The 12,076-nt window shown below is 49.7% G+C and carries 8 protein-coding genes; 4 read left to right on the top strand and 4 right to left on the bottom strand.

Annotation, left to right across the window (positions count from 1 at the left end):
* A partial coding sequence (locus J4G02_13945; GenBank protein ID MCE2395676.1) for a hypothetical protein occupies window positions 1–513 on the top strand: 513 nt, incomplete at its 5' end.
* 2 nt (window positions 514–515) lie between these two features.
* Here the strand turns inward: J4G02_13945 and J4G02_13940 are convergent.
* Entirely contained in the window at window positions 516–2,912 is a 2,397-nt protein-coding gene (locus J4G02_13940) for a pyruvate dehydrogenase (GenBank protein MCE2395675.1), read from the bottom strand.
* Window positions 2,913–3,487: 575 nt separating this feature from the next.
* Here J4G02_13940 and J4G02_13935 point away from each other — a divergent pair.
* Complete coding sequence (locus J4G02_13935; protein ID MCE2395674.1) at window positions 3,488–4,621, top strand: SurA N-terminal domain-containing protein; 1,134 nt, start codon at window positions 3,488–3,490, stop codon at window positions 4,619–4,621.
* Window positions 4,622–4,928: 307 nt separating this feature from the next.
* On the opposite strand, the gene J4G02_13930 is transcribed toward J4G02_13935, so the two are convergent.
* The gene (locus J4G02_13930; GenBank protein MCE2395673.1) at window positions 4,929–7,286 is read right to left on the bottom strand and encodes a hypothetical protein; all 2,358 of its coding nucleotides are present in this window, start codon (window positions 7,284–7,286) and stop codon (window positions 4,929–4,931) included.
* Between the two features lie 326 nt (window positions 7,287–7,612).
* Here J4G02_13930 and J4G02_13925 point away from each other — a divergent pair, with 326 nt between their 5' ends.
* Entirely contained in the window at window positions 7,613–8,782 is a 1,170-nt protein-coding gene (locus J4G02_13925; protein MCE2395672.1) for an acyl-CoA/acyl-ACP dehydrogenase, read from the top strand.
* 88 nt (window positions 8,783–8,870) lie between these two features.
* Here the strand turns inward: J4G02_13925 and J4G02_13920 are convergent, their stop codons facing one another.
* A complete protein-coding gene (locus J4G02_13920; protein MCE2395671.1) occupies window positions 8,871–9,836 on the bottom strand; it encodes a cation transporter in 966 nt (321 codons plus the stop codon).
* A 163-nt stretch (window positions 9,837–9,999) separates the two neighbouring features.
* Window positions 10,000–10,347: a zinc ribbon domain-containing protein gene (locus J4G02_13915; GenBank protein MCE2395670.1), complete on the bottom strand. Its 348-nt coding sequence runs from the start codon at window positions 10,345–10,347 to the stop codon at window positions 10,000–10,002.
* Window positions 10,348–10,465: 118 nt separating this feature from the next.
* Between J4G02_13915 and J4G02_13910 the strand changes: the two genes are divergently transcribed.
* Window positions 10,466–11,719: a transposase gene (locus tag J4G02_13910; protein ID MCE2395669.1), complete on the top strand. Its 1,254-nt coding sequence runs from the start codon at window positions 10,466–10,468 to the stop codon at window positions 11,717–11,719.
* The last annotated feature ends 357 nt before the right edge of the window (window positions 11,720–12,076 follow it).

Here is a 12,076-nt window from a genome sequence, read left to right as displayed (position 1 = left end):
GTGCCGTATGCGGCAGTTACAAGCAGGGGCGCGTTCGCCAAATTGGTGGTCAAAAATAATTTGGGGCAAGTTATCCCGCCCAAACCACCGATCACATTTCCAGCGAAAACCAAAACCGTGATGTGGGAGGACAGGGTGGTGAGTTGCATCCAAGGAACGGAACTTAAGGCAGGAGAGACAAGAAAGGCGAGTTTGAAAGACCTGAAGTCCTACTACAGACTAGGACCCGGTGATTATACATTGCAGGTGCTTATGGAGTTGAAAGTCTATCGGGAGATCTTTTCGCCTGAACCGCCAGAGGTTCTCAAGATAAAGAACGAAATTCGGCTAGTGCAAGCAGACACTGTCATGCCTGACGACATGAAGGAGCGGATGATCCGCAATCTGGAGAAAGAGATTGAAGGTTTGCGGCACGGAGAGGCAGCCCAACTGGACGGAACCTATCTCCTCATGGATTCGTTTCGAGGGGCAGCAACGCTCGAATCCAACATCGTCCCGCTAACGATACGGTAGCATCAGACAGAGATACCACATCGACTTAATGCCGCTAACGCCGCCGCAGCGATACCCTCGGCATCAATTCCAAAATGTCGGTAGAGTTCCGCACGATCACCCGATTGACCAAACTCATCTACACCAAGAGGGATAACCAACTCACCATAGACACTCCCCAACCAAGATAAAGCGTGGGAAGCGCCATCGTGAACCGTGACAATTGGCGCATGCCGCTCGTTAGTTGGAATCAGCCAATCAAACGGAGTGGTGACCTCTCCTGCACTTTGTGGGTATCCGGGAAACCGTTGCATCGTCTGCCACGCCTCAAACAGTCGGCGCGGACTGGTCATATTCAGCACATTAGCAGCCACCCGCTGCTCGCGAAGAATCGCCGCAGCCTCAATCGCTTCCGGAATCATGACGCCGGTTGTTGCAATATGAACTAACCGCTCTCTTGGCACAACCGGATCCGCATTGCGCCAATCTTCCAACCGGTATCCGCCAGCTAGCACCTGACGCTGCAATTCATCTTCTCCCAGACGCTCCAACGCCGGCGTGAGCAGCCGCTGATCAATCTGCTTGGTGGACAGTCGTAGGTAGGTCGAGCGACCCTGCTCCCGGTCACAACATTGGCGGAGCGCCTCTAACAATATCCACTCTACCTCCTGTGCGAAACAAGGCTCGTAAGCATCAAGTCGAGGAATCTCCGCACCGAGTGACGGCGTAACGGTAGATTGATGCGCGCCTCCCTCCGGCGATAACGTGATACCCGACGGTGTCCCGGCGAAAATAAACTTCGCCCCCGAATACTGGGCATAAATGAGCGCTTCAAGCCCCCGGCACACAAACGGATCGTAGACCGTACCAATCGGGATGACATGCTGCCCACACAGTTCAGCAGACAAGCCGAGCATCCCCAGCAACGTAAAGAGATTCATCTCCGAAATTCCCAACTCAATATGCTGCCCATTTGGCCCATGCCGCCAGCTTCGGAGTTGGTTCGCTTCGGTCTCATAATCAGGCAATTCCTGCGGCGTAAACACACCCGTCTTGATAATCCACCCAGACAGGTTGGTAGACACCGATACATCCGGCGAAGTCGTGACAATCCGATCTGCTAACTTCGGCACACGCGCCAGACGCATCAGCAACCGCCCCAAAGACTGCTGTGTACTCAAGAACCCTTGGGTTGGAAGAGAAAGCGCTGTCGGCACATCATCTGCGGACAGAGTTACCGGTGGCTCAGGATTGGGTGGAAAAAGTCGATCGGCAACTTCAAGACACAGTTGACCGGGGGGCGACCCCGGATCAAATCGTTCCCATTCGTCGTTAGCAGATATACCCAAACGATCCCGTAAATCGGCTATCTGTTCTTCACTCAGGAGCATCGAATGATTCAGCGGATGCCCGGCGATAGGTGTGCCCCAGCCTTTAATCGTGTAAGCAAAGATAATCGTAGGTCGTTCAGGTTCCACTTCAGTCTGCGACAGTACAGCGAGCAATTCCTCTAAATCGTGTCCACCCAAGTTACTTAACACCGATGGCAGCGTCTCATCTGGGAGGTCCTGGATCACTGACGCGATTTCAGCGTTATCAACTCCCCCACAATCAACAACCCGAGAGCGGAGTTCCTCACCGGGGAGACGAATCAGTGCCTGATATTCCTCATTGCTCATTTCGTCGATCCGCTGACGCAAGGCGGGGCCACCTGGTCGTTCAAAGCGCTCCTGAAGCTGCCGACCATACTTCGCTTCGAGCACCTGCCAACCGCTCTCCTCAAATAGACGTTGAAGTTGACGCGCACGAATGCCCGGCACAACTCGATCAAGGCTTTGGCGATTGAGGTCAACAATCCACAATAGGTTATCTATGCCGGTGAGGGCTTGATCCAGGATCGCCTCCCACACATTGCCTTCATCCAACTCAGCATCACCGATCACTCCCACGAAACGACGCGAACTCACATGACCGAAGTGGGACAACGCATACCGATGCGCTAACGCACCAAAAGCCGGCGCAACCGCTCCCAGACCCACAGAGCCGGTCGAAAAATCCACTGCATCCGGATCTTTCGTTCGACTCGGATACGCCTGCAGCCCCCCAAATGAACGAAACATCGTCAGGTATTTTTCGGGCAGCTGACCCAGCAGGTAGTGGATCGCATGAAAAACCGGCGAAGCGTGTGGTTTAACCGAGACACGGTCTCCAGCTTGAAGAAAATGGAAGTAGAGTGCCGTCATGATCGAAACCATTGACGCCGAAGAGGCTTGGTGCCCACCGACCTTCGTCTGATCTGGACTGGGACGAAGGTTGTTCGCATAGTGAATAATAAGCGTTGCCAACCAAAGTACACGCTGCTGAATTGTATCTAGTGTTTCCAACAGTTCTCTTGAAATGGACTGACCAGCGTCTTTCACAATCTTCCACCTCTCTTAGGAGTTACACACTTCAGATTGTAGTTGCCCGATTTATCGGGCATCAAGGGGTATGTTCAGACTCCATGCTTATCGTAGGCGGGGCATCTGGTTTCCCCGCATTGGGGATGAAGCATTGAACTACAACACCTCATTGTTCAACTGCGTAAGTCCTACTATCTTCCAAACCGAAATCGTTACACTGTATGATAGTATTGTAGGTTGGGTTGAACGGCTGAAAGTATCTCACTATCAAAGACAGTAAAGTTTCTGCTCTTCAGTGCTACGTTCTTAAGAATAACGAGAGTGAAACCCAACGCTCACAGCCAATGAACCCTACAGTAGTAGGCACGATCCCTCGTGCCGTAACCTTGGTTCAACGAACCAATGAACCAACATAGATCCTGCGGAACAACAGGCGGCACCATGATTTATATGATAGCATAGCCAGTTGATTCTATCAACCGTGAAAACTTCTAATTGACAGGTAGGTATTGAACGAATATAATTCTACTATGGAATTGCTATCGGATGAGTGATAGCATCCGTCAGGATCAAATACGGGTAGGAGGACAGAGATGGAAGGGCTTGAACGCTCAGCCGAAAGTCAAAGAAAGGAAGACGGGAAGCACACTGACATTTTGTGTTCTCCGTTCTACACATTACACATCACATGCTACATTTTGCTCTGCCTCGCTTTTATCGTTATCCCGTCAAACGGACTCAGCAGGGAAAGAACCCTCGATTACGTGATTGCCGTTGTCAACGACCAGCCAATCACGCTACGCGAACTGGAAACCGAACTAATTATTATCGCTGTTATCAACAATCCGCTAATCCTACGTGAACAGGAAAATCAGCCAACCTTTCAAGAAATTAAGAATCCCCCGAATGCAGTCAGACGCGCAGTTTTAGAAACGCTCATCGAGCAGAAACTGATGTTACAGCAGGCAGACGATATCGGCATGCTGCTCCGGAGTTGGGGAAAAAAGGTGGACGCTGAAATTCAAGCACTGAAATCTTTATATAGCAGCGAGGCATCGTACTTAGTTGATCTGAAGCGAATGGGATTGGAATATCAGGAAGTAGAAGAACGCGTGAAAAACGCCTTAATTGTGAACGAACTGACCGTCCGCCAATTTCGCAACAGTATTGACGAAGAACAAATCAATCAAGAGGCTCCCCAATATTTTGAACAACATCGATCCGACTTTATTGAACCCCCACAGATCCAATTTCAGTATATCCTGGTCCTCTCCAAGTCTGACGATCCAGCAGATCTGCAAGCCGAAGCCAAGACCCTTGCTGAAAAAATCGCCTCCCAATTGAAAAGAGGCGCAACCTTTCAGGAAATTCAGGAGGCTTATCCCGATAACCCGTTTCTTCGGGTTGTCCCAGAACCACAGACACTTCCAGCCGATACGAAAGTTCAACTGGCAATAGCGATCTTAGAAATTAACGAAGTTAGCCAACCCATTCCCACAACTGAAGGTTATCTTATCGCTCAACTGTTAAAAAAACAACCGTCGCGCCAGAAAACATATCCAGAGGCTAGCCAAGAAATTAAGGACAAACTTATCGGGGAAGCCCTGCAGGATCACAGAAAAACATGGCTCGCTGAACAGAAGGTGACAGCGGATATTCGCATATTAGACACAGAATTGGCGAAAACACCATTAGTTTTGAGTAGTGTAACGGAAGGCCCAGATTAATTACCGTATTGCTGTGCGTAATATCTCCTACCAACCCCCGGTTACTTTAACCCAAGTTACTAGGTTCTGTTGATATTTATATAAGGCGTATTTGTGATTCGCCAATAAAGATAACCATAGGCACTTGCATCTCCCGATTTCCCCCATTCTCGTCCCAGCGAAGCCAAGGAGCGCAATCTATATACGATAGGGCTGCACCCATTTCTCTCTAGCAGAGCAATATGTATACGGTTCATCAGTCCAATGAACCAATGAACCAACATAGCCCCACCGGTGCAGAAGTTATATCCCAACATCGCAATTCGCATTATTTCACGACCACCATCCGGTGCGTATCGACAAAATCACCCGCCTCCAGATTATAGTAGTAAGTTCCACTAGCAACCCGCTCGTTCATATTATTGCGACCATCCCAATACACGGCGCGCTCGCGCGTTGTGTAGTAACCGGCGGACAAATAACCCAAATCGAATCCCCGAACCTCACGACCCAAAACATCATAAATGGTAATGCGAACATGTGCCTCCCTGTGCAGTTGGAAGGGAATCCACGTCTCCGGGTTAAACGGATTGGGATAGTTAGGCAATACGCCCGTCCGGTGAGGGCGCAGTTTGTCCATGAAGAACGGCTCCACATCAACGCGGAGGGACTGACCGTCTACCGAAACAAGATGTGCTACGTCCACAGAAACCGTGGAATTCGATGGTTGCACTGAATCTATGGAACCGTTCGTGTCTAATTCCAGTGTACCGAGTCGCACCCGACCACGCCACGGGTGCCCCACACCAATTTTCGTACCCACCAACGTTCCAGATTGAGCGCCCATCTCCAAACGAAATACATCATCCCCACTTCTGTCCGGATCTATCTTCAAAAGTCCCGCCGGCGCTACCCGGATGTGGTAACCCGCAAGAGGTACACTCGTATCAACCATCAGGTCAAGCAGCAGGCGATTTCCCGCAAACCGGGGACTCTCGAATCTGATGGTTGCCGATACAGGAGCAGAGGCGCGCTCAGGTGCTGCTGGACTGTCAATCGCATCTCCAAAATGAGTCCCAACAATAATCAAATCAGATACGTTCACGAGTCCATCCCGATTCACGTCCGGGTTTTGACCGAAAACTACCCCGTCTATCACCCGTCCCAATTCAGACGCTACGAGGATCAAGTCAAGGATTCCCACAGTCCCATCATCGTTCACATCCCATGGATCTAGGTAAACGTCAATAACCGGACTCTGTTCAATCAACGTCAAAGTCCCATCCGACGTCGCAGCAACACTGGTGATAAAGGTTGAAAATTGACTCGCCGGTGCAGCTACTCCTGAATCATATCCACCATTCCCATAGATAAGCGTGATCGTGCCGGCGGGCATGAGGGTCTGAATATCAACCTGAACCTTCTGCTTGGTAAATGTCACATCGCCGATAATGCCGGTTGATGTTACAGTCGTATATCCGGGAAGCCCTGGAACATTCTGCGGCGGTGTCCAACCTGACGGAATGTGAACTGTAAGGATACCGCGGCGTATCAGCTCCTCAGCGGTATAGGTAATTACAATCTCATTGCCACTGCTATATGCAGGAACGGCATGTGGTGAAACCGAAGCCGTGCCAGAGCCATCTGCGTTAGCGGGTGGTAGTTCAAAAGCCAGATGTTTCGCCATAAATCGCAGCGACTCCTCCGCGATGAATGTGTGCCCACCACTATGTGTTACAAACTCATGGTCGATACCAAGCTCCGTTAACTTCTGAGCCAATGCTTCTGCCTGTCTGGGCAATGCTGTGTCGTCCTCAAGACCATGGACCAACTTAATACCATTCAACCGCACCGGTCGTTGCGGATTGCGCTTTAATCTGTTGAAGTATCGGTCTACTTCATGAATGGCATCATTCTCGACAATCCGTTTCCAAACATCCTCGTTACGCTCCCAAGGGGGAATACCCGCCTTTAATCTGTATGGCAGATCTAGGTAGCAAGGAGGTTTGTCAGGATTGGAGGCAACCCCCGCTAAATACGCAAGACCGTTACGAAAGGGTAAGCTAACTCTCCGTAAGGCATCAGAATTGGCTAAACCTTCCAGTGCATTCCAAAATTCGTTCCCGGATAGCTGTTTAAGCGGCTCCATGAGGGTTATAGCAACACCGCCCTTCTCCGTAAAAGACTTTATCAAATCATCATCAAATTTATAAGTACCCGCTTGGGCAACAACCACACCAAAGACCTCTGAGTATTTAAGCGAGAGGTGCATTGAACCGTACGCGCCCATCGAAAACCCTGTAATGCCACGACTATCCCGATGGGGAATCGTTCGGTACTGCTTATCAATGAAATTAACTAAATCCCTCCTGATATACGTTTCATAATCACCGATTGTTGGAGAACTAAGATACTGACTCCCGCCAAACCGATTCGATCCATCAACAAATACAGCGATAGCTTCCTGAATCTCCTCACTGAGGATCATACGGTCCATCGCCGATTTCATCTTCCGGGTTAGGCTTTTTGAAGTCCCGTTGAATCCGTGTAGCACATAGATGACAGGATAGCGTTTTTCGGTAAACTCGTAGCTTGGCGGCAGATATACCCTAATGACCTTACCTCCATCCTCACCAATCAAGTTTTCCGTCAGCGTTGGCCAAATAATTGGAGGCCATCGTATCAATTGACTTTCTGACGCGGACAGGATGGGTTGTGAGCACACAATCAGCAATGCCATAAGTATAAAGCAAAATAGCCAGTTGGGGGATAGCAGTTTGCACATAATTTGAAACCCTCTCGTCGGTTCTCCCTGAATTATAGCCCATCTCCACTTACCAATTCAACAAATACCACCGACTCACCTTTCCTCGCGACCCATCCGTGAAGTCCACAACCTCTCATGAGTCCGAGATCCATCTTGCAATTCCACAGGGCGTGTGATAAGATACAAACTAGGAACGCAAGGATTGTCAGAACGTTGACGGTTCTCCGACTAGAAAGGGATATACGATGGATTTTCGACCCTCACCCGAACAAGAAGCCCTCCGAGAGCGCATCCGCGACTTCTGCGCTCAATTCCCCGATGCTTACTGGCGTGAGACCGACCACGAGCGTGCGTATCCACAAGCCTTCGTCGAAGCGCTCACAGAGGCTGGCTTTCTTTCGCTTCTGATCCCAGAAAAGTACGGTGGGCTTGGCTTGGGTGTGACAGAGGCAAGCGTTGTTTTGGAAGAGATCAATCGTTCGGGTGGAAACTCGGCGGCGTTTCACGCGCAGATGTATCTCATGGGCGCGTTACTTCGCCACGGCAGCGATGCACAGAAGCAGCGTTGGCTGCCATCCATCGCCAGCGGGGAGTTGCGACTGCAAGCATTCTCGGTCACCGAAGCAGAAGCCGGCTCCGATACCTCCAGTATCCGCACCTTTGCCCGGCGTGAGAGCTCAACATACATCGTCAACGGTCACAAGAACTGGACCAGCCGCATCGAGCAATCAGACCTACTTCTCCTGTTGGCACGCACAACACCCCGCGAAGCCGTCGACAAGCGGACGGACGGACTCAGCCTATTCCTGATCGATTTACGCGATGCTCGTCGCCAAGAGGAAGCATTAGAAGTGCAGCCGGTCCGCACCATGTTCAACTACGCAACCTACCAAGTCTGGTTCCGCGATCTACGGCTGCCGCTTGATAGTCTGATCGGCGAGGCAGGGCGCGGCTTCCGATACGTTATTGACGGCTGGAACGCCGAACGTATCCTGCTAGCAGCGGAAGCCATCGGTGATAGCTACTGGTTCGTTGATCGCGCGAGCACCTACGCCCGTGAGCGCGAGGTCTTTGACGCTCCGATCGGTCGCAACCAAGGCGTGCAGTTCCCCATCGTCCGCGCCTATGCAGCGACAGTCGCAGCAGATCTGGTTCGCTACAAAGCCGCTTGGCTCTTCGATACCAATGCCTCCTGTGGAGCAGAAGCAAATATGGCAAAACTGCTCGCCTCTGAGGCGAGTTGGCAGGCAGCCAACATCTGTCTCGACACGCACGGCGGCTACGGTTTTGTTGATGAATACGATGTGGAGCGCAAATTTCGGGAAACGCGGCTCTATCAAGTCGCGCCGGTCAACAATAACCTCGTGCTCGCTTATCTTGCTACCCACGAGTTAAATCTGCCCCGGTCATATTAGGTGCTAAAAATATGGGTTAATTGATGGTCAAAACTGGAATGAACGATTCAGGTGTGAAATTCCGAAATAATCGTGAGGGATTGTTGAATCAGTGATGGGGTGCGTTACACAGTAGATTGCCCTCGTGGGAGCAACCGGGCTGTTCAATCTGAATTGTCGTGTGGAAAATACCAAATTGCGTTTGTAGCTTGTCGTTAATCTCCTGCCGCAACTCGTGCGACGATTTGCTTGCGTCCTCAGCGATCGACACATGCGTGCTCAACGCCAAATAATTAGAGCATAAAGACCATATGTGCATGTCATGGACATCCTCGACCGAATCAATAGCACTGATGCACGCCGCCACTTTGTGGGCATCCGCATGTTTCGGAGACCCTTCCAATAAGATGTGAACCGCTTCCTTCGTTACCCTGACAGCACCGATCAAGACCACCAGACCAATACCGCAGCTCAGAATTGGATCAACAATGAACCAACTCGTCCAAAATATTATCGCACCGCCCACGATGACGCCGACGGAAGCGAGCGCATCTCCAATGACATGAAGCACCGCACTCCGCACATTGAGGCTCGTATGTCCCTCACCGTGAAATAGCCAGACAATGACCATATTCGCGATAAATCCGATAATCGCCACGATGAGCATCTCTTTGCTCTTAACGGGTTCAGGTTCGATAAACCTGTGGACCGCTTCGTAAAATATCCATCCAGAGATCGCAATCAGTGAAACCCCGTTGATGAACGCAGCGAACACCTCTGTCCGGTGATAGCCATAGGTGCGTGAGCTAGTTGCCGGGCGAGTTGATAGATAGATAGCCAGCCAACTCATAATCAGCGACAAGGAATCGGAGAAAACATGCGCCGCATCGCTCAACAACGCCAAACTATTCGATAAAATCCCGCCTACTACTTCGATAACGAGCACAAAAGTTGTCAGCAGGACTGCGAATCGAAATTTTCCCTGTAGGCGATGTTGATGACCGTGTTGATGTCCATCTTCCTTTTCATCATGGTGATGGTGTGCGTGGTCATGATGGTGATGCGTGTGGGCCATGCTATCCCCTTTCGGCGAATGGAAACGGTCAAACTATCTGAAAATCATCTACAGCGAGAGCGTTGCCTATCGCAAGGTGCCAATTGCGCCGGTGGGTAGTTCCGCACGAAATGTTGCTTGGAATCCCAATCTTATCGGGGCGGAATCGCCTATTAATTATCTCTCAAGCGCTTGCATCTGAAGTCGATTTGGAAGTGTTACTGCTCTCCGTCTTGCTAGGTTTAGAATCGCTGCTCTTGCTGTCCCCGCTTTTGCTATCGCCACTTTTGCTATCCCCGTCTCCGCTCGCTGACGAGTCTTTGTCTTTTTTCGCGCTCTCCTTGTACCCCTCACTGCGATAGTCTGTGATGTAGAAGCCGGAACCCTTAAAAATCAGCCCGGCACCGGCACCAATTAACCGCTTGGTCTGACCTGAACATTCGGGACACTCCTGGATGGGATCTTCGGTGATACTTTGAAACCGATCAAATTGGATACCACAATCCAGGCATTTATATTCGTATGTCGGCATATAATGAAACTCCTCTCACTCAGTTATTGTTACTAAAGTTTAGACAATTTTAAGTGCCAAGAGGCAGAAAAGAGGTTATCCTTTCAGAAACCTATCACAATTTTGAAAGGAGAAGTTAATGCACCTCATATTCTGCCTCGCGAGTATTTTAACCGATTTTCGTCCGTTATTCAACAGTCAAAGTTTCACCCTGTTTATCACATTTATTGTAGGGTTTATCACTGCCCCCCGCAGTGCGACAGTGACTGAGATTTATCAAGCAGTTCGACCGCAAAGCGGCTACCACTCTTTGGTGAAGTTCCTCTCTCGTGGCAAGTGGGACGCCGATGTGGTTGCTAAACATCTGATTAAGTTGCTGCAAGGGTGCTTTGCCAACTGGGTCTACGTTTACGATGAGACCCAAGCGATAAAGACATCAGACAAGCAATTTGGACTTCACTTTTTTAGAAATCATCGTTACCACAAGCGCAACAGAAATCAATCGAAGTTTCACTCAGGACATCAGTTTGGCGCATTGGGGTTGCTTTGTAGCACGGTTACGGAGACGATACTGTTTCCCGTTTGGGTGAACCTGATATGTCCCAAGACAAAGCGAGATAGCAGCAACGCTGTTCTGAAGCGGATATGCACGCACATTCCCCGTGGACTGATTATCTTTGACCGGGGGTTCAATCGGCGCAAAGTGTTTGCCTGTGTGCTGAAAGCCGGGCATCATCTGTTGTGTCGTGCCAAGTCCAATGCGGTCTTCTATCGATTGGCTGATGTGGCTAAGTGTCCCAAACGGGGACGCCCCAAGAAGTATGGCAAACGCTTACACCTGCCATATCTACGGTATGCAACGATTGACATTGACAACAAACGGTATGCCATCGCATCGGTAGAAGCACTTACGAAAATGTGTCCACAGCCGGTGCGTCTAGTGGTGATACGAACCCGACCCAAAAAAGCGAAGTCGTTTCGATACTTCTGTGTGTACACCACTGACTTGAATCTGGAGGTAGCTCAGATTGTCCGATATTATCAGAAAAGATGGACCATTGAGACCGCTTTTCGCGACGTTAAACAACACTTCGGGTTTGACCAATATCGGGTCAAATCCAAAAAAAGCATCAGTCGATGGGTACAACTCAGTTTTGTCGCTGTTTGTCTGACCCAATTGGTCTTTACCATCATTGCTAACACAAGCCAGCCAATAACCGTCGAGCGGGTGTGTCAGCAATTGGGTATTGATTGGTATCGACCTAAGAAGTTGACACGCGGATTGATGGTCCGCTATCTACGCGCTTTAATTACCAGACGACTATTTTCTGCGACAAATGCTCAAAAAAGTAAATCGCCTAATATTCAGCAAGCTTGTGATAGTGACGCATGAAGCAAAAACAAATTGTCCAAACTACAGTATTGTTAACAGACATTGCGAAAAACGTTGGGATTTGATATATTTTAACGACTCACAGGTAGCATGTCAAGCAGATTTCCCGGAACCTCAATCTCACCTTTTGGATCGACACACCCTCACAAACAGGTATAATTAATGAGCCAACACAACTTCAGCAGGACAATAAGTGTATAGCAATTATCAAAATCTTCCAATCTAAACCCCCGTCTTTTAAGGCGGTGATACAGATTGGCTTCTTGTGTCAAGGTCTAAAAACGGTTGAACTTGTAGTTAAAATATGGTATAATTCTTTTGGCTTTCGTGGGGGGATTCCGCACCACTGCTCGGTGG

The organism is Candidatus Poribacteria bacterium, from assembly GCA_021295755.1.
Classification (GTDB): domain Bacteria; phylum Poribacteria; class WGA-4E; order WGA-4E; family PCPOR2b; genus PCPOR2b.
Note: the sequence above shows the minus strand (reverse complement) of the source record. Positions and strands in the feature narration are given on the sequence as shown.

Coding starts and splice junctions, on each gene's coding strand:
- J4G02_13935 (MCE2395674.1), top strand. CDS start 3,488: ATGGAAGGGCTTGAACGCTCAGCCGAAAGTCAAAGAAAGGAAGACGGG.
- J4G02_13925 (MCE2395672.1), top strand. CDS start 7,613: ATGGATTTTCGACCCTCACCCGAACAAGAAGCCCTCCGAGAGCGCATC.
- J4G02_13920 (MCE2395671.1), bottom strand. CDS start 9,836: ATGGCCCACACGCATCACCATCATGACCACGCACACCATCACCATGAT.
- J4G02_13915 (MCE2395670.1), bottom strand. CDS start 10,347: ATGCCGACATACGAATATAAATGCCTGGATTGTGGTATCCAATTTGAT.
- J4G02_13910 (MCE2395669.1), top strand. CDS start 10,466: ATGCACCTCATATTCTGCCTCGCGAGTATTTTAACCGATTTTCGTCCG.